This window comes from Vibrio sp. Vb1554, assembly GCF_033344235.1.
In genome coordinates, this window is the sequence record NZ_JAWPOJ010000020.1 from 20,639 (window position 1) to 40,361 (window position 19,723).

The 19,723-nt window shown below is 45.2% G+C and carries 16 protein-coding genes; 9 read left to right on the forward strand and 7 right to left on the reverse strand.

All coding sequences use genetic code 11. The annotated features are described in order from the left end of the window. Nucleotides 1-332 precede the first annotated feature (332 nt). Entirely contained in the window at nt 333-1,583 is a 1,251-nt protein-coding gene (glyA, locus tag R8N28_RS16400) for a serine hydroxymethyltransferase (RefSeq protein ID WP_005381985.1), read from the reverse strand. Nucleotides 1,584-1,930: 347 nt separating this feature from the next. Between glyA and R8N28_RS16405 the strand changes: the two genes are divergently transcribed. The 3 genes from R8N28_RS16405 (at nt 1,931) to R8N28_RS16415 (ending at nt 5,175) form a co-directional block, all read left to right on the forward strand. After that, entirely contained in the window at nt 1,931-2,533 is a 603-nt protein-coding gene (locus R8N28_RS16405; protein ID WP_065274238.1) for a YitT family protein, read from the forward strand. 90 nt (nt 2,534-2,623) lie between these two features. Beyond that, nucleotides 2,624-4,144 carry a winged helix-turn-helix domain-containing protein gene (locus tag R8N28_RS16410; RefSeq protein ID WP_065274237.1) on the forward strand — a complete coding sequence of 507 codons (1,521 nt, stop codon included), beginning with the start codon at nt 2,624-2,626 and terminating at the stop codon, nt 4,142-4,144. 131 nt (nt 4,145-4,275) lie between these two features. Beyond that, complete coding sequence (locus R8N28_RS16415; protein WP_005381957.1) at nt 4,276-5,175, forward strand: hypothetical protein; 900 nt, start codon at nt 4,276-4,278, stop codon at nt 5,173-5,175. 98 nt (nt 5,176-5,273) lie between these two features. On the opposite strand, the gene treC is transcribed toward R8N28_RS16415, so the two are convergent. The 4 genes from treC to gmhB form a co-directional block, all read right to left on the reverse strand. Beyond that, nucleotides 5,274-6,959, reverse strand: coding sequence for an alpha,alpha-phosphotrehalase (treC, locus tag R8N28_RS16420; protein WP_065274236.1), 1,686 nt, complete (start codon nt 6,957-6,959; stop codon nt 5,274-5,276). A gap of 87 nt (nt 6,960-7,046) precedes the next feature. After that, the gene (gene treB / locus R8N28_RS16425) at nt 7,047-8,471 is read right to left on the reverse strand and encodes a PTS trehalose transporter subunit IIBC (RefSeq protein ID WP_005383602.1); all 1,425 of its coding nucleotides are present in this window, start codon (nt 8,469-8,471) and stop codon (nt 7,047-7,049) included. Between the two features lie 176 nt (nt 8,472-8,647). Further along, complete coding sequence (gene treR / locus R8N28_RS16430) at nt 8,648-9,595, reverse strand: trehalose operon repressor TreR (protein WP_005381960.1); 948 nt, start codon at nt 9,593-9,595, stop codon at nt 8,648-8,650. Nucleotides 9,596-9,669: 74 nt separating this feature from the next. Beyond that, nucleotides 9,670-10,221: a D-glycero-beta-D-manno-heptose 1,7-bisphosphate 7-phosphatase gene (gene gmhB, locus R8N28_RS16435; RefSeq protein ID WP_005381961.1), complete on the reverse strand. Its 552-nt coding sequence runs from the start codon at nt 10,219-10,221 to the stop codon at nt 9,670-9,672. 341 nt (nt 10,222-10,562) lie between these two features. On the opposite strand from gmhB, the gene metN reads away from it, so the two are divergent. Genes metN through R8N28_RS16450 form a run of 3 tightly spaced genes read left to right on the forward strand, consistent with a single transcriptional unit; the run spans nt 10,563 to nt 13,106 of the window. Then, nucleotides 10,563-11,597, forward strand: a complete 1,035-nt coding sequence (gene metN / locus R8N28_RS16440; RefSeq protein WP_065274235.1) for a methionine ABC transporter ATP-binding protein MetN — start codon at nt 10,563-10,565, stop codon at nt 11,595-11,597. Then, entirely contained in the window at nt 11,587-12,264 is a 678-nt protein-coding gene (locus R8N28_RS16445; protein WP_005383604.1) for a methionine ABC transporter permease, read from the forward strand. The genes metN and R8N28_RS16445 overlap by 11 nt, the downstream gene beginning before the upstream one ends. A 32-nt stretch (nt 12,265-12,296) precedes the next feature. Next, complete coding sequence (locus tag R8N28_RS16450) at nt 12,297-13,106, forward strand: MetQ/NlpA family lipoprotein (protein ID WP_005381966.1); 810 nt, start codon at nt 12,297-12,299, stop codon at nt 13,104-13,106. A gap of 111 nt (nt 13,107-13,217) precedes the next feature. Here the strand turns inward: R8N28_RS16450 and R8N28_RS16455 are convergent, their stop codons facing one another. Both R8N28_RS16455 and syd read right to left on the reverse strand, forming a co-directional pair. Then, nucleotides 13,218-13,994 carry a Zn-ribbon-containing protein gene (locus R8N28_RS16455; protein ID WP_065274234.1) on the reverse strand — a complete coding sequence of 259 codons (777 nt, stop codon included), beginning with the start codon at nt 13,992-13,994 and terminating at the stop codon, nt 13,218-13,220. Nucleotides 13,995-13,996: 2 nt separating this feature from the next. Further along, nucleotides 13,997-14,542: a SecY-interacting protein gene (syd, locus tag R8N28_RS16460; protein WP_025768899.1), complete on the reverse strand. Its 546-nt coding sequence runs from the start codon at nt 14,540-14,542 to the stop codon at nt 13,997-13,999. Nucleotides 14,543-14,650: 108 nt separating this feature from the next. On the opposite strand from syd, the gene queF reads away from it, so the two are divergent. The 3 genes from queF (at nt 14,651) to R8N28_RS16475 (ending at nt 19,607) form a co-directional block, all read left to right on the forward strand. Further along, nucleotides 14,651-15,496, forward strand: a complete 846-nt coding sequence (gene queF / locus R8N28_RS16465; RefSeq protein ID WP_025768898.1) for an NADPH-dependent 7-cyano-7-deazaguanine reductase QueF — start codon at nt 14,651-14,653, stop codon at nt 15,494-15,496. 164 nt (nt 15,497-15,660) lie between these two features. Next, nucleotides 15,661-17,943, forward strand: coding sequence for a tetratricopeptide repeat protein (locus R8N28_RS16470; RefSeq protein ID WP_017635678.1), 2,283 nt, complete (start codon nt 15,661-15,663; stop codon nt 17,941-17,943). Between the two features lie 98 nt (nt 17,944-18,041). Beyond that, complete coding sequence (locus R8N28_RS16475; protein ID WP_005381978.1) at nt 18,042-19,607, forward strand: sensor domain-containing diguanylate cyclase; 1,566 nt, start codon at nt 18,042-18,044, stop codon at nt 19,605-19,607. Nucleotides 19,608-19,723: the final 116 nt, after the last annotated feature.

Here is a 19,723-nt window from a genome sequence, read left to right on the forward strand (position 1 = left end):
TGATTCAGAATCAGTTTTCAGAGTACTGATGATTTTTAGAGAAACTCTGAGTAAAAGAGTGCGCCTCAACAAGATTCCTGATCTCGCCTAGGCTCATCGGAATGACGTGGTTTGGATATATTGAAAAGGGACAGTGTTGGTAGCCATCCCCTTATCACACACTCTCGCTATATCTCATTCCAAACGCCAGACAAACAAAAAGGCCCTCAAATGAGGACCTTTAGTATATCAATGTTCAAAATAGATGAGTCGAGTTCTAGAAGAACACACGGAGTTTGCGCGAGCAAATGAGTATGTTCGACACCGAAATCGACTCACTCTATGAAAAGCAGTTAGGCGTAAACTGGTAGACGCTTACAAATTTCTAGCACTTTCTGTTTTGTCGCTTCGATAACTTCTTCGTTGCCGATGTTATCTAGAACGTCACACATCCAGTTTGCTAGCTCTTTTGCATCTTCTTCAGTGAAGCCACGGCGAGTGATCGCTGGCGTACCTACACGGATACCAGACGTTACGAATGGGCTGCGTGGGTCATTTGGTACTGAGTTCTTGTTTACAGTGATGTTTGCTGCACCTAGTGCCGCGTCTGCGTCTTTACCAGTGATATCTTTGTCGATTAGGTCAACAAGGAACAAGTGGTTTTCTGTACCATTAGATACGATTTTGTAGCCACGCTCTTGGAACTGACCAACCATTGCTTTTGCGTTTTTCACTACGCGAGCTTGATAAGCTTTGAACTCTGGCTCCATCGCTTCTTTGAACGCTACTGCTTTACCAGCGATAACGTGCATTAGAGGGCCACCTTGACCACCTGGGAACACTGCTGAGTTCAGTTTCTTGTACATATCTTCGCCAGCATTTGACAAGATAAGACCACCGCGAGGACCTGCTAGTGTTTTGTGCGTCGTTGTTGTTACCACGTGAGCATGCGGTACTGGTGTTGGGTATTCACCGGCAGCGATAAGACCAGCTACGTGCGCCATATCAACAAATAAGTAAGCACCTGCTTTGTCAGCGATTTCACGCATGCGTTTCCAATCAACGATTTGCGAGTAAGCAGAGAAACCACCGATGATCATCTTAGGTTTGTGTTCAAGTGCTAGCTGTTCCATCTCGTCGTAGTTGATTTGACCAGCTTCATCGATACCGTAAGGGATAACGTTGTAGTGCTTACCCGAGAAGTTTACTGGTGAACCGTGAGTTAGGTGACCACCGTGTGCTAGGCTCATGCCTAAAACTGTATCGCCAGGGTTAAGAAGCGCCATGTAAACTGCGCTGTTTGCTTGAGAACCTGAGTGAGGCTGTACGTTAGCGTACTCACAACCAAATAGTTGGCATGCACGCTCAATTGCTAGTGCTTCAGCTTTATCTACGTACTCACAACCGCCGTAGTAACGCTTACCTGGGTAGCCTTCAGCGTATTTGTTCGTTAGCTGAGAACCTTGCGCTTCCATTACACGTGGGCTTGTGTAGTTTTCAGAAGCGATAAGTTCAATGTGTTCTTCCTGGCGAAGAGTTTCTTCCTGGATAGCTGCGAACAGTTCCGCATCGTAATCTGCGATGTTCATATCACGCTTAAGCATCTGTATCTCCTGACTCAGATTAGTACTGAAAGTTGCAAAAAAACTGTTGAATGACCCGACGCAAACGTTTTCGTCACCCTAATGGCGCGCATTCTACATAATTTGATTTAGGTCATAAAGAGAAATTTACAATTTTTCTCATGCAGTTTTTTCATGATGACAAGCAATGTTTATCATGCCAGCATTGCAATCGCATAACGACAATCTATTGCCTGTCAAATTTGTGCTTTACACCCTGTAAAACAGCAATTACATAGGTTTACCGTAAATTTTACCCTCTAGCTACCGAAAAGATCATCTTTTTACTACTATGCACGCCTTATTTATCACTAATGACTGCAACATTGATGGAAAAACACTCATTAAAAGAAGACTGGATAGCGATTCTCACGGGTACCTTTTTAGTAGCTCAAGGCGTTTTCTTTCTCCAATCCGCGAACCTTCTAACGGGAGGCACGACTGGATTGGCTCTGCTTATTAGCCAATTTACACCTTTTACCTTTGGTGTGCTGTACTTTTTAGCAAACAGTCCTTTTTACTTACTAGCATGGAAACGCTTCGGCCGTCATTTCGCCATTAATAGTGCCACTTCTGGCGCGTTGGTTTCTATCTTTGCCGATCATCTTTATTTGCTAATCTCGCTCGAATCGGTAAATGAAGTTTATTGCGCCGTCGCAGGCGGGCTTTTAATGGGGCTCGGTATGCTGATCCTATTCAGACATCGCTCCAGCTTAGGTGGCTTTAACGTGCTGTGTTTGTTTATCCAAGACAAATTTGGCATTTCAGTTGGCAAAAGCCAAATGGCAATCGATGCATGTATCCTGTTTGCTTCATTCTTCTTTGTCACACCAGAAGTGATTGGCCTTTCAATTTTGGGGGCGTTTGCACTCAATGTCGTGTTAGCGATGAACCACAAACCGCACCGCTATTCCGTGACCTACGGTTCATAAATTTTTGATAATGATTGAAGCGCGATTTATAAGATTTCGCGCTCCAATCGCTATATAATACTTCGCGATTTCCAAATAGATCGGTACGGTATGCGCGACTTTCTGCAACAAGCTAAACAGACTCACAGTTGTATTGCGATTGGAGAGCTGATCTATAACCCGAAGACACAGAGCCTTCATCAAGATGCTATCGCGATTGATCTTGAACCTCGCACCGTTGAATTATTAGAACTGCTGTTAACAAGCGTTGGCCACCCACTCTCTGCTGACACCATTATTGAAACCATTTGGCAGAGCAAGTTCATCTCTAAGAATGTGCTCACGAACCGCATTAGCACCTTACGTGCACTGCTACAGCAGTACTTACCCGAATACGATGCCGCTAAGCTTTTAGTCACTTACCCCCGCAAAGGCTACTTTCTTAACCCTGCCAATATTCGTTTAGTGCCACCAGCGAAAAACCATCGGCGCGTTATCTCAACCCAGGTGGCGAGTAATAAGAACTTCAAGCTGATTTTTGCTTACAGCTTATGTGCCATACTTGCGGTATGTAGCATGACACTCGCAAGCTTGTTATGGCAACGCCAAGAAATCTCAACACAACAAACACGTCATCAACTACTGATTCCCAAAGTCGAGCTACTACTCAACCGTGTCGATTCAATCGGCTCTCAGGCGCGAAAATACCGCATACTGGTCAAAGCCATCTTGCTGCAACAACAGGTCGAATATCCATACACCGACATCGCCAACCAAGATGCTCCCAGTTACTTTCTTGATCCTATCGGTCATACGCCATATTTCCCTGGCGCACGAAACATGCAGACCAGCGACTACGAGCTCAATATCGAGTTAAAAGACGGCGCAGAGCAAGGCATCTTGAAAGCGCAGATGAACCTTATTTATCCTGCGACGGGCAAGCTGGCGTTTCGCAATGAGTACACACTGCGTTTATCTGACCTACAATCGGATATTTTCCAAATGCACTCGGATGTCGCGCAATACTTCAATCTGCCTGCACCTTCGGCAAGTACGTGGCAGCTTTCGGATCTTCACAAAAAAATGTTATTCGAGAATGCCTTTTCTAGCCAACCTCTCCGACAATCTGATGAGTTTGCGGCTATAACAACGGCAAGACATCTCGCCTTATACGAGCACGAACATCAAAAGCTGGAAGCGTATTTAACTCAAGTACAATCGTCGTTTGATGTTTTGCCAGATGAGCTGAGCCTCTGGTTAGGTCTATTGCATTTCAAATTAGGTAACTTAGACAGGGCAAAAGCTCTGTTAACGACACCAGATGGCGACTCACGTATCCAAAACGCACTGATTTATACCTTTGTGTCTCACATTGCTTACAAGCAGAACAAACTTGAACAGTTCCGTCTCAACTACATGGAATCACTGGTGGCGCTGCTGCGCGTTTTACCTTCCGAAACCTTGTTTGAGCGTCTTTCTCAATCTGAATCAAAAGAGACTTGCCTCCAACCGTGGAAAACGTTGCATGTTAGTGTGACCGATCAAGAAATCATAAGCCGATGGAAAGCGCTCATTAACGAGTATTGCACTAATGTGGCCAACGAAATAACTCCAAATAAAACAAAGACCTAAATATAAAATTAAGCTTTCATTAACCCCTGTTATCTTTTGTTTTTTGCCCTTTTTCTCTCACTGAACTTAGCATGCTCGCATTCAAGCAACGGCCCAACATGAAGCGGCCTTATCAATCAGGAATGTAAACCATGCTAAACAAAATGACGCTTATCGCAGCAGCAACTCTGGCTCTTTACGGCTGTGGCGGAGGTTCGTCTTCTGGCAGTGCGAATCCAAACAAAGTGCCTCAAGAAAGTTTCGACGTCTCGATTCACAACTCAATCTTCGCTCCCACGCCAAGCACACAGCTAAACTACGCATTTAGCTTGGATGGCCAACCAGAAGGCGACATGAAACTGAGCTTCCAAGCGATGGGTCGCGAGCAAATATTGGCAGCATTGGCACAAATCCCAAACAGCGAGGCAATGGTCCAGTTGGTTAATGACTTGGTGAACTACGGCGCCGAACAGTTCTACTATTCAGACGAGCAGTACAACGACGACGAAGAGAGCAATACGCTTTACTTTGCAGGATCAGATGGTGCACTCCATGAAATCACTGACGCTTATTTCATTGGTCATCAGTTTATTGCCATGCTTATGCACAGCGGTCCGATTTTCCGCCTAAACGGTGACGACGTAAAAGAGAAAAGCCCGAATATTGACATCGGTGAAGAAACTATGTCTCTGCAAACCACTCTTACAGGCTACGCAGTTCACAACCTTCTAGACCGTTTTGAAGATCATGAGTGGGTACAAAACCTTCCTATGACAGCATCTTGCCAAGTGGTTTGGCAACAGCAAATCCGAGAGACTGGCGTGCGTAAAGCGTTCTCGATCTCAGGCAAGAAAATTGAAGCGGCATACCTGATGGAAGAGAACATCTACAACCTGAACTGTGATGACATGGACTCAATGGAGTTCGCTACTTCGGCAGAACGTTGGTTTAATCCGAGCTTAGGTCTGATTGAACAAATTGAACTACTAAAAGTACAACAAGTACAAATCAACGAAGAGAAAGTGCAGCTAACAGCGATTGAAACAAAATAAGCTCGCATTTTTAGAGATATCTCAATAAAAGAAGGCTTTGGGGAGCACACCAAAGCCTTCATCTCGAACATCAATCTTAGGGGTGATGACACCCGAGTTTATTCTTCTATCAATAAAATACGAGTTTCGTAAGGTCGTAACACTTGATGGTTTGACGCGACTGCGCTCGCTGAGTTTTGATAGTTAGATAGCAAGTTTTTCGCTTTACTCATATCAAAACGTTCTGGCAGAACGCATTCCACCTCTTCTGCGTAGTAGTTATTGATACACAGCAGCGTTTGCTTATCGTTCTGACGAGCGTAAGCGAAAATACGTTTGTGCTCTGGCAGCAGGTCCTCGTAACGGCCATCGGTGATGACTGGAACCTGTTTACGCAGTTCAATCAGACGCTTGTAAAAGTAGAACACCGAGTTCAAATCGGCAACCGCAGCTTCAGCATTGATTTCAGAGTAATTCTGCGCCACTTCAAGCCACGGCGTGCCCTCAGTAAAGCCCGCGTGTTTTGCACTGTTCCATTGCATTGGTGTACGTGAGTTATCACGCGACTTCTGTGCCAAGATCGCCATCATATCGTCATGAGATACACCATCACGGTTGACCATGATGTCGTACATGTTAGTACTTTCAACATCACGATATTGGCTGATTTCGGTATAACCCGGGTTGGTCATGCCGATCTCTTCCCCCTGGTAGACATAAGGCGTACCTTGCATCATGTGTACCGATGCCGCAAGCATCTTGGCAGATTCAACACGGTATTGCTCGTCGTTACCTAATCGGCTCACAACGCGTGGTTGGTCGTGGTTACACCAGAACAGCGCCCCCCACCCTTTGCCATTTAAGCCCGTTTGCCAATGATTGAAGATCTGTTTTAACTGAATGAAATCAAACGGCGCTTTGGTCCATTTTTCACCATTTGGATAATCGACTTTCAGATGATGGAAGTTGAACACCATGGATAGCTCTTTGCCGTCTAGCGAAGAATATTGCTGGCAGTGCTCTAGCGTAGTGGAAGACATTTCACCCACCGTCACGCTGCCGTATTTTTGAAACACAGATTCGCTAATCTCTTGAAGGTATTCGTGCACACGTGGACCATCCGTGTAGAAACGACGACCATCACCAATATCGTCACTTGGAAAATCTTGCTGCTTGGAAATCAGGTTGATAACGTCGAGACGGAAACCATCGACACCTTTGTCTGCCCAGAAGTTGATGACTTCTTTCACTTCTTCACGCACTACTGGGTTTTCCCAGTTTAAGTCCGCTTGCTCTTTAGCAAAAAGGTGCAAATAGTACTGGCCTGTTTTTTCATCCAGCGCCCAAGCGTTACCACCAAACTTAGATTGCCAGTTGTTTGGTTCTACACCATCTACCGGATCTTTCCAGATGTAGTAATCACGGTATGGGCTGTTTTTATCACCCAGTGCGGATTGGAACCACTTGTGTTCTGTCGACGTGTGGTTCACTACAATGTCCATGATGATACGAATACCCAACTGATGCGCTTCTGCTAGCAAAGTATCGAAATCTTCCATAGTGCCGAACTCAGGGTTGATCGAGTAGTAATCGGATATGTCATAACCGTTGTCGATCATTGGCGATTGGTAAACCGGCGTCAGCCAAATCGCATCCACACCAAGATGCTTAAGATAATCCAGCTTAGAAATGATCCCTTTGATGTCGCCCGTGCCTTTACTGCCACTGTCACAAAAGCTTTTTGGGTAAATTTGATAGATGGTTGCGGTTTTCCACCAGCTCTCATCATGCTTGGTCATAGCCATTTCTAACACTCACTTACCAGTAATCGGAAACTTAAAATTTGAAAAGAAAAATAGGAGGAGGCAGCCAAGTCACTGCCTCAAATAGAATTACGCGTTTGCAGGCTCAAGCTCACCTTTGGCTTGTGCACGCTTATAAAGAATTAACGTTAATGCAGCAGGTACTAGCATTGCGACTAACATAGCCAAAGCAAAAATGCCCCAGAACTGCGGTTGGATAGACAAGATGCCCGGCAAACCGCCCACACCGATACCGTTCGCCATTACGCCCGCACTACCACAAATAGCAGCAGCACACGCACTACCGATCATCGCGCTCAGCATTGGGAACTTGTATTTCAAGTTGATGCCGTACATCGCCGGCTCGGTCACACCAAGGTAAGCAGAGATAGCCGCAGGTACTGAGATATCACGCTCGCCATGTTTTTTACTGATGATAATGATGCCGACAACCGCAGACGCTTGAGCAATATTTGAAAGCGCAATCAGAGGCCAAATTGGCGTGCCGCCTAGCTCTTGCATTAATTGAAGGTCAACCGCGTTGGTTGTGTGGTGAATACCAGTAATGACCAATGGCGCGTATAGGAAGCCGAAGATGGTTGAGCCAATCATTGCGAAGTCACCTGTCATGGCTGCTTTTGCTGCGAAAGCAACACCATCACCCAACATACGACCGAATGGGCCAATGATAGAGTGCGCAAGAATCACAGACACGATGATAGAGACAAACGGCACGACCACTAGGTAAAGGTAAGACGGAATGATGCGTTTTAAGTTGGTTTCAATAAACGCCAGAGCCATACCAGCAAGCATTGCTGGAATCACTTGCGCCTGATAGCCCACTTTTTCGATGGCGAATAAGCCAAAATCCCACACTTCGGGTACTTGCTTACCAATCAGGTAGGCGTTCATCAACTGCGGCGAAACCAATGTTACACCAAGCGTGATACCCAGAATCGGAGTACCGCCGAGCTTTTTCACTGTCGACCAACATACGCCAACTGGTAGGAAGAAGAAGATCGCCTCACCAATCAGCCATAAGAAAGAGTGTACAGTTGCCCAAAACTGGCTGATTTCCGTTAGCGTTTGACCATCAAACATCTTGATGTCGCCAATCACGTTACGGAAACCAAGGATCAGACCACCGGTGATGATCGCTGGTAGCAGTGGTACAAAGATTTCTGCAAGGTGGGAAATACCACGCTCAACGATATTCATGTTTTGACGAGCAGCGTTCTTCGCTTCGTCTTTGCTGGCTTCACTTTTACCCGTCAGTCCGATCAGTACCTTGTAAACTTCATCCACTTCAGTACCGATAACCACTTGGAACTGGCCTGCGTTGGTAAAACAGCCCTTCACCATCGGTAATGTTTCTAACTGTTTCGTATCTGCTTTGTCCGTATCATTTAGAACAAAACGCAAGCGAGTTAAACAGTGACTTACACTGGCAATATTGTCCGGCCCCCCGACCAGCTCAATAAGACGCTCCACGTCTTTACGCGCAATCTTACTCATAACTTTGTCCACCCTGTATTGGATACATTCGATTCATCATTTTGTTTTTATAAATGGGAACATTCCCATTTCTTAATTTTAATATTGCCATTCGAAGACAAAAAACAAAATGGGAACAGTCCCATTAATTGAGAATGATCACAGTATAATTTTAGAGCAGATCGTTTTAGTGTGGATTAACAAACGATAGGCTGTTGAGTAAAGTGAACCACTTCCTCATCACCATTTAATTGATTGATCAGCATGTTAGCGGACTTCTCACCTGCAAGGGTATAACCTGGGTCGACACTAAATACTTTAGGGAAAAGGAAAGAGAGCAATTCATTACCACCAACACCTGTCACAACCACGTCTTCACGGCCTAACTCTTGAAGACGCTTAATCACGCCCAACGCGATGGTGTCACTGGCGCACACGATGGCCTGAGTATCAGATTGAAGGACTTTGTCTACCAACTGATAAGCACTTTCATGGCTCAACTTACCCGTTTGGAAACAAGGTGCAATTTGCTTGCGTTGACACCAAGCTTTATAAGCATTTAGACGAGCTAAGCCAGTGGTTTTGTCTTCAGGATCAACACCAATATAAGCAATGCGAGATAAAGATTGCTGCTCAAGGTGAGACAAAGCCATGTCTATCACACCTTGGTTATCGTAGTTGATCGAGGAAACCATTTGCGTGTCCATCGCGATCACGACGATACGATTCCCCCACTCCGCCAATGCTCGCTCATCACATCCAGTAAAGCCAAACACGATCACCCCATCGACGTTGCGACGTTTAAGCACATCCAAATGCTCATTGGTTTTATCGCGATCGAATTGGCTCTCCATGATCACCGCATCATAACCAGCGGAATACAAAGCATTGAGCATGGTACCAACGGCGCGATTTTCTGATGGTGAATCTAAACGGGAGATGATAACCCCAATAACCTTTTGACTGCCACCACGCATCGACTGCGCCGACTTTGATGGGACGTAGCCTGATTCACGAATGATTTGCTCTACCTTCTCACGCGTTTGCGGTTTCACTTTTGGATCGTTAGTAAGCACACGGCTTACTGTCGATTTGCCCACGCCTGCCAATTTTGCGATATCAAGAATGGTGAGTTTTTTGCTCATAAGTGTTCAGACTAAAAGAAGGAATCAAACAAAAGGGAAGCAGTGGCTTCCCTTAACTCAGTCAGTAATGCAGATTACTTGTTTAAGTACGCAGGCACATCTGCAATGCTATCTAATACTACCGTTGCAATGGCTTCGCCCTGTTCTGTTACTGGCTTACCAGTGCGAACCAAAATCTTAGTGCCAACGCCTGCCGCTTCTGCTGCCATCATGTCTTCAGCTTTATCGCCGATCATCACAGATTTCTCCATGTCGATCTTCAAGAAGTCACGCGCAGAAATGAACATGCCTGGTTTTGGCTTACGGCACTCACAATCTTGCTTGTACTCGCCAATGCCATGTTCTGGATGATGTGGACAGTAATAGATACCATCGAACTCAACACCATTATCAGCAAAGTTCCAATCCATCCATTGAGTCAGAGACAAGAAACGGTCTTCACTGAATTTACCGCGTGCGATGCCCGATTGATTCGTCACTAACACTAGAAGGTAGCCTTTATCTTTTAGCGCTTTCGTCGCTTCAAATACACCATCAATGTACTCAAAATCATGTTCGTCATGAACGTAGCCGTGGTCAACGTTTATTACGCCATCACGATCGATAAAAACAGCAGGTTTTGCCAAAACGTATTTCTCTATTAACTCGGTTTAATCAGATTATTACATACCTTATAAACTTCAACACTATCTAATTCATTCTAGGCCTCGACAAAACGGTTGATTTGTTGGGCAAGAATCGGTAAATCTGAGGGTGCCCCGCCGTCTACCTCCTGCTTGTTATCTATACATCTTCGTTTCAAAACAGAACATCCATACATTTAGACGTCTAGACGTAAAAATATCTATTGACTTCATTCTGCTTAACCCATAGCATCAACTGAAAATTGAGATAAAGCTCAACATTAAGTTCTGTCAAAGGCCGTTTTTGACAGCGAAGTTCCCCGTATCTTTGGGCAGGTTGAAACATGATAGAAATAAAAAACGTCAATAAAGTGTTCTACCAAGGCAGTAAGGAAATCCTTGCCCTGAAAGACATTAACCTACACATCGACAAAGGCACCATCTTTGGTGTTATCGGTTCATCAGGTGCTGGTAAAAGTACGCTGATCCGCTGTGTCAACATGCTAGAAGCACCGACCTCTGGTTCCATCATCGTTGATGGTGTGGATCTAACCAAACTCAGTAAAAAACAACTAGTCGAAACACGCCGTAACATTGGCATGATCTTCCAGCACTTTAACCTGCTTTCGTCTCGTACTGTGTTTGATAATGTGGCATTACCCCTAGAACTGGCAGGTAAAGACAAATCGCAAATCACAACAAAAGTAACTGAGTTGCTAAAGCTTGTAGGCTTAGCCGACAAACACGAGAGCTACCCATCTAACTTAAGTGGCGGCCAAAAACAGCGTGTGGCAATTGCTCGTGCATTGGCATCCGATCCTAGCGTGCTGCTTTGTGATGAGGCCACTAGCGCACTAGATCCGGCAACAACTCAATCTATCCTTGAGTTATTGAAAGAGATCAACCGCAAACTCAACATCACGATTTTACTTATCACTCACGAAATGGAAGTCGTAAAAAGTATCTGTCACGAAGTAGCAATCATCGGTGGTGGTGAGCTGGTGGAAAAAGGCACCGTTGGCGATATTTTTGCGCACCCTAAAACGGAGCTGGCGCACCAATTCATTCGCTCAACACTGGATCTTTCCATTCCTGAAGATTACCAAGCACGTCTGCAAACAGAGCGTGTTGATGGCAGCTACCCGTTGGTTCGCTTAGAGTTTACTGGCGCAACCGTCGATGCACCGTTAATGTCGCAAATTTCTCGTAAATACAATATTGATGTGAGTATTTTGAGTTCCGACCTTGATTACGCTGGTGGCGTGAAATTCGGCATGATGGTCGCAGAGCTATTTGGTAACGAAGAAGATGACAACGCAGCTCTTGAATACCTGCGCAAGCACAACGTAAAAGTAGAGGTACTTGGTTATGTCCTTTAATACGATTTCTGAATGGCTGAGTTTAAACAGCAAACTACTTTTAGGTGCAACGTGGGAAACGCTTTACATGGTTGCGGTTGCCGGATTAGTCGGCTTTGCTGTGGGTATTCCATTAGGCGTAATCCTCCATATTACTAAGAAAGGCGGCCTACTTGAAAACACCAAACTAAATAGCGGCTTAGGCGCTATCGTTAACATTGGTCGCTCAGTGCCATTCCTCGTACTGATGGTTGCGATTATTCCAGTGACAAAAATGCTGGTTGGAACCTTTATCGGTACAACCGCAGCAATCGTCCCACTGACTATTGGCGCCATTCCTTTTGTCGCTCGTCTTATTGAAGGCGCTTTATTAGAAGTACCGACAGGCTTGGTGGAAGCAGCGCAGTCAATGGGGGCGACTCCAACACAGATCATCACAAAAGTTCTACTACCTGAAGCAATGCCGACTATTGTTAACTCAGTAACGATTACCTTGGTCACTCTCGTTAGCTACTCAGCTATGGCGGGTACGGTAGGCGGCGGCGGCCTAGGTGACGTAGCCATTCGTTACGGTTTCCACCGCTACGATGTAACTATCATGGCCGTGACTGTCGTGATGTTGATTGTTCTAGTACAGATTATTCAGTCTATCGGCGACGCAGTGGTGCGCCGTGTAGACCACAGATAAGCATCAAAAATACAAATTATAAGGAGATAAAGATGAAATTTAGCCTTAAAGGTCTTTTGACTGTAGCAACGGCCGCCTCTGCTCTTGCTCTAGCGGGTTGCGGCGACAAAGAAGTAGACGTAAACAAAGTAAAAGTTGGCGTTATTGCTGGTGCTGAAGCACAAGTAGCCGAAGTTGCCGCTAAAGTAGCAAAAGAGAAATACAACCTAGACGTTGAGCTAGTAACATTTACCGATTACGTAACACCAAACGCCGCTCTGGATGATGGTTCAGTAGACGCGAATGCGTTCCAGCACAAACCATACCTAGACCAACAAGTGAAAGACCGCGGCTACAAACTGGCTATCGCGGGTAACTCATTCGTTTACCCTATTGCTGGTTACTCAAAGCAAGTAAAATCAATTGATGAAATTCAAGATGGCGCACGCATCGCAGTACCAAACGACCCAACTAACCTAGGTCGCTCACTACTGCTTCTTGAGCAGCAAGGTTTAATTACGCTACGTGATGGCGTTGGTCTACTCGCTACAGTACGTGACATCGTAGGCAACCCTAAAAATATCGAAATCATTGAACTAGAAGCCCCACAGCTTCCACGTTCACTGGATGACGTAACGCTATCTATCATCAACACCACTTACGCAAGCTCTATCGACCTATCGCCAGAGCGTGACGGCGTGTTCGTTGAAGATAAAGACTCACCATACGTAAACCTAATTGTCGCTCGCGAAGAAAATGTTAATGCGCAAAACGTACAAAACTTCGTAAAAGCTTACCAAACGGAAGAAGTTTACGAAGCGGCAAAAGAACTGTTCAAAGGCGGTGTTGTGAAAGGTTGGTAATCCCACTTTTCAAAACATGACTGAAAACAACGTTCTAAACACAAAAGGGCTGATGTGAAAACATCAGCCCTTTCTATTTGTCTATCTACCCATTTAAGTAGCTTCAATTCGCTACTTAAGATGGTCCCAAGAGATATTCGACACGATTCGGCAGTCATCACACTTAAAATGAAATATGTCATGTAGTGGCTCATCGAGTAGCCACTCGCCATCGCATTTTGGACACTTGCGCGCTTTCTCGCTCTCCAGCGACTGACCACCGACACGATACTGGTAATAGTACGTAGGGATCTTCGTGATGTAATCGATACGGCCACGTAAGTCCCAACCTCGGCGAAACAGCACACTATCCACATCGCAAATTTCGTGCAGCGCCGCATGTTCCGCTCGGCAGCCCCCTGCCATTTGGATTTCATCACACGCTTGCCACTCAGTCTGCCACTTAATGACGGCTTTATGGTCTCCATTAAGTGTTGGCTCATTACGATACAAAGGAATTGGCAACAGGGTTTCACCACTTCGCAAAGGCGAACACGTATGAACATAAGTCGTGTACAACACTTGCCAGCTAGGTGTCTCTTCTTCGGCTGCTTGTTCTGAATTCAAATCACGCCCCAGCATACGCATTTTCGGTGCAAGCAAAGACGCATCCGACAAACGGTTCATGCACACTTTGACGAAATCTGAGTGATAACGTGGATGCAAGCTGTCTTGTTCTGGGCAAACAACACGAACGAAAAATTCACCTTCTCCCATCACTATCGGGAATTCACGACCTAATACTTGGCCGTTGTAACGCAGAGCATCCATCAAGCCATTAATGGCTTTGTCTACCGCGCTGACGGTGGTGTTATCAAAACACTCAAACTGCAACTCAACAACATACATACTTAGACGGCAGCCTCTAACTTATTCAAGAACTCAACCAATGAATCTGCCAATACATCACGTTTAGAGGTGCCCAAACGCTCTAGAATCACATTGCCAGTGAGGTTACAAATAGAAATCACATCCATTTCCTCATCTGTCGCTGCGATAAATACTGTTGGTTTAAGTTTCAAGCGGCGCTGCGTCACCAAATGACCAAGAATATTTTCTTGTAGACGCACGAAATCGTCATCGCTCCAGACTTGCAGCAGCGTCAACGAATTACCTTGCCAAGTTGCCTCCATATCAGCGCAGTATTGAGAACCATAAAAGGCTTTAACATCATCTTGCAGTGACAACTCAATCGCATTTTCCACATTGGTGAAATCGGCCATTTCATCACGTGCGACCGCTTTCCAAAGCACCTTTCCATCACGCTTCTCTTCGACACAAGGAGAAACAAGCTCTGCAAGCTCTTCACTGCTTGGCAACTCATTGTGCTTAGCTTGCCAAGCTTGTTGGTAGCGCAGGCTGAACTCTTGTAGCGCCTGAGTAACGTTTGGGGTCATGAAGGTCTCCTCATTCCTTATTTATCAGATAGCCGTGCTTGCCGGATGGCAATTGACCAGCGGATTCAGTAAAATTCTCGCCATTCTAATCGAAAACGACCACAAAGTATGAGCAAATATTCTGACGCTAAAGAGCTTGCTGGCTTAACACTAGGTAAAACGACCGAGTATGCGAACCAGTATGACCCAAGCTTGCTGCAACCAGTCCCTCGCAGCCTGAACCGAGATGACCTCCAGTTAGGCGATACTCTGCCTTTCATGGGGCACGACATTTGGACGCTGTACGAATTGTCTTGGTTAAATAGTAAAGGTTTACCACAAGTGGCCGTTGGCGAAGTATACATTCCAGCCACCAGCGCAAACTTGATTGAATCGAAGTCTTTCAAACTGTACTTAAACAGCTATAACCAAACCCGCTTTGCAAGCTGGGAAGAAGTGACTGAGCGTTTAACACAAGACCTTTCTGAATGCGCAGGTGAAAAGGTGCTGGTTGAGGTGAATCCAGTGACCCACTATACCAATCAACCTATCGTAACAATGGACGGTGAATGTATTGATGACCAAGACATTAACATCACCAGTTACGATTTCGATGCCGATTTGCTTGAAGGTGCAGCAGGTGAAGTACAAGTTGAAGAGGTGCTACATAGCCACCTATTGAAATCAAACTGTTTGATCACTAACCAACCCGACTGGGGCAGTGTAGAAATTCGCTACCAAGGCGCAAAAATAGCTCGTGAGAAGCTGTTACGTTACTTAGTGTCTTTCCGCGAGCACAATGAGTTCCACGAACAGTGTGTAGAGCGTATTTTTACGGATCTAATGAAATACTGCCAACCAAGCAAACTGACCGTATTTGCCCGCTATACGCGCCGTGGAGGCTTGGATATCAACCCTTACCGCTCAACGGAACAAGATAAGCCAGCTCACAATCACCGTATGGCTCGTCAGTAAGCGCATAGGCAACAGAAATAAGTTCGGCAATCTAAAGGGTTGCCGGACGTTTTTATTGTCCAAGCATGTTACTATATCAAATGGCTTCAACCCGCATTTAAACGGCTAATTGAGGCTTTTCGCCGTTATCGCCATATCTAAAAACAGTTCGAGGGAACGAAAGGATGTTTTGGGACAGTTCGCGTCTATTCAAATTGATTGGCTTTCTTTGCTTGCTGTTTGTACAGCCACTTCATGCAACCATTTTATCGTCCGCGTTACTCAACGAAGCACAACAATTGGCGGAAATAGAACCATCACAAGCAAAACAAGCGGCAACCAACTATTTGTCACAGCGTGAGCTAACAGAACGCAAAGAAAGTGACAGCCCTTCAGCCATGTCTCGCGACGAAACAGATCGTAGCGTTCGCACACCAAGCAGCACCATCGAAGCGCACAAGATTATCGCTCAGGCAGATTACGCCATGGGTAATGTTCGTTCGGCTATCGAGCACCTAAATAAAGCGGAACGCTTAGCGCAAGAATATCAATTGCCGTACATGGACTTAGATCTCCAGCTGATGCGCAACCAAATGATTTGGATGTACGACGAAAACTACTCAAAAGCGGAAGACACGCTTAACCAAATTGAACAACAGCTCGATGAAGCCGATGCCGTATTACAACGCACCGACAGCGTTCGCTACCGACTAGTGATGCAAAGAGCACTCCTCGCTTCACATAGTGGCGATATCATTAAAGCGGAAAACTTGTACTCTGAAGCAAAGACCATGCTTGACGATAGCCGCTCTGAGTTAGCCTTGATCGACTACTACACAGCCGTCGGCGAGTTTTACCTCAATAGCAAGAAATACAATTTGGCTTTGTCAGAGCTGCTATACGGTTATTGGCAATCTATTGAAAGTAACAGTGGTGCAAGATTAGCAAAAGTGAATCGCCTTTTGGCTAGGCTCTTCCAGGAGCGACGAGTGTACGACAAAGCGATCGAATACTTATCTCAAGCCGCAGATTTTTATGACTCTTACCCTAGCTCTCCGATCCTAGCGGACGTCCTAGAGCAAATGGGCGACATCTACTTTTATCAGGGTAAGTTTAACCTTGCGTTAGTGCATTACTTCAACGTGCTTGACCATGAAAGTACCAGTAAGAACATCAATAGAATCATTAAAATTCGCTTAAGCTTGGCGGCTACCTACCTACAACTCTATAACTACGCGCTAGCAGAGCAGTACTTAGACCGCTCTAAAGAGCTTTTAGAATACACCAATATTCCTAAGCTTGAAGCAAAGGCTGCCCTGCTTCAGTCAGGTCTGGCTTATCATCAAAATGACAGTAAAGACGTCATTACTAATGCTAAGCTGGCGTTAGCACTTGCTGAAAAGTCACCTGAAAATAACAACTTCATTAAGCAGCAGTCATACCGTTTACTTGGGTTGGGTTACGAGCAGGCAGGCGAATACAAACTTTCTCTGCAAGCTTATAAAAAATACACCAACCTCGTTCGTCTAGAACAAAAGCAGCTTAACCAAATCAGTGAGGATGCGTTCCGTCAGCAAAAAGAATTTGCCGAACAAACCATCCATTACATCGGTCAATCAGAACGCTTAGAGCAAGTGGAAAGAGAGCATCGTAAATTCCAGAAAATCTCATTTGCATTGTTTATTACTGTCTTGGTCATGTTTTTGTTCATTATGCGCCGTGGTGTCATTATGCAGCGCCAAGCAAGTGAAATCGAAAAACTGCGTAACGACCTCTTCACCCACTCTCGCTCTCGTTTACGTAACTTGCGTATGCTGAATGTTAAGCTTTCTCGCTCATTGAAAAAGTCGAGCGAAACTTTCGAGCAATGGCAAATGGGTGAATTGATCCACGAACCACTTAATGATCGCCTACGCTTTGTTATGATCGATTTGCCATTCTTACGAAGCATGTACGTCCATAACGGCTATAAGGCAGGTCTAGAACTAGAACGGGCATTTGGCGACTTCCTTGCGGAAAAAATAGAAAAACCGTCGCGTCTTTACCATTTCTCAGATGCGAACTTACTCTACATAGAACCGAACGCTGACCGTGATGCTTCTGCCGAAGTCATGTTCGAAAAATTCCAGACTTGGGTGGATGAGTTCGCACAGCAGCACAACGTCAATCGTATTATTCGTATGGGCATCAGCGATTATCCGTTCTTACCCCGAGCCTACACTGCAATTAACGATGAGGAATTACTCGATCTGTTATTGCTTGCTACTCACATCGCACGAGAAGTCAGCTTGAAGGATAAGCAAAGCCACTGGGTGTTCTTAAAAGCCATCGATAATGCGCCTGCTGCTAGCTTTGCAACAGGTAACATAAGAACTGCCTGTCAACATGCCATTAGCCAAGGCCTGATCAAGATCCATTCGTCCTACAAGAATGAGGACGACATCAAGAAAATATTAAAAAATGGATAATTAAACGCCTGTTGAACGTAATAACTAATGACGCTATAAAGTTTTTTGTTATTATCAGATAATTGTCAGTAGTACATGGACTTAACCGTAGTCACTTCATGGGAATCTTGGAATCCGATATTCAGTCGCAGCTGCATCAGCTGAGTTGTCAACTTGACCAACTCAGACTGACTCATCGTGATACTTCACTCAAATTCAAACGTGAACAACAAGTTCTTAAACGCGTTGTGGCATCATTGTCTTCAGCTTGCCAGGGTTCGAACACTCAGGTATCCAACTACCTATTTGAAATCCAACAAGAGCTGCAACATCAAAAAGATATCAGCACTCTTATCCCGCGTTTAGCGGTATTAGAGAGGATGCTCAAACAGCAGTCGAAGACGATGGATAAACAAAACGGTTACCTTGACGAACAAATCAAGCACAGTGGTGAAACACTGCAACGTGTCACGGGCTTACCTGCGCAGTTAAAACGTGAACTACGGAACCTGATGAGTTTCTCTGAAGTTCACGCCAGCAATAAAGCTGATCAAGCCACTAAGCTACTGAGTATTTACGAACGCGCTCTGAAAATCATTACGTCTAATTCACGTCTACATCTTAGTGAATTTGAAAACAATCCTGACAGATCTCAACTTGAATGCTTGGCCAGCGACCTTCAACATACTATTACAGAGCTGGATTTCGAGGGAGAATCAGGCGATAGATTGCTGGATATTCGCGCTAAGTTGCTCCTTGGCGTGAGTGCCGAGTCTCTCATTGAGCTTACGCTCTCAACGCTGAAATTGGTTGTCGAAGCAACAAAGTTCGAGCGCGAGGCGTCAAGCCAATTCCTTGATCAGCTGAACACTTCTCTCGCAAGTAACCTAAAAACCGTTCATCAGAACGTCGACCAGCATCATACCTACTTTGAACACCGCCAAGAGCTCAACACAGAAATGAACAGCTTGGTTGAATTAAGCCAAAAGTCACTTAATCAAGCTCAAGATATCGCGGTTGTGAAAAAAGAAATCACGCCTCTTCTCGAAAAAATGGCGTCGCTGACAGAGCGACTGAAAATGACGGAAGAGCGAGAGCAAGCGCTGCAAGAGCGGTTAAGTTACAGTAAGAACCAACTCGAAGCGGTATTTGAAACTACGCAAGATTATCGTCGACGCTTAGATGACCAAGCTCAGCGTATGTTGCTCGACCCGCTGACTAAAGTTTATAACCGCACTGCATTTAACGATCGACTAGAGCTAGAGTATCGCCGTTGGATTCGCTCTCAGCAAAACCTTCGTGTTGTGCTATTTGATGTAGACAACTTCAAAGCGGTGAATGATAGCTATGGTTATACGGCTGGCGATAAAGCGCTGAAGATCATCGCTCGTACTATTAACAAGCGCGTATCAGAAACGGAAACAGTGGCTCGCTTTGGTGGCGAGGAGTTTATTCTACTCGTCCCGGAACAATCTGAAGAATACACACTGGATCTGATTAAGCATATCCAGCGTGATATTAGCCAATTACCCTTTAAGTTCCGTGAGCAAAATATCATGATTACCTTAGCTGCTGTATCGACGTCTTTCAAAGAGTCCGATACGCCAGAGTATGTGCTCGATCGTCTTGGCAAGATGCTTGCGGACGCTAAAAAACGTGGAACAAACCAGCTTAACTGGAGCTAAGATTCGTACAAAAAGCGAGCAAACAAACCAAATTTGGTGCAATCTACGCTTTATAACCACCCATTTTCAACGAGTTATCACATTTCTTCCCTTTTAGTCTGCTAAGCTGTAAAAAC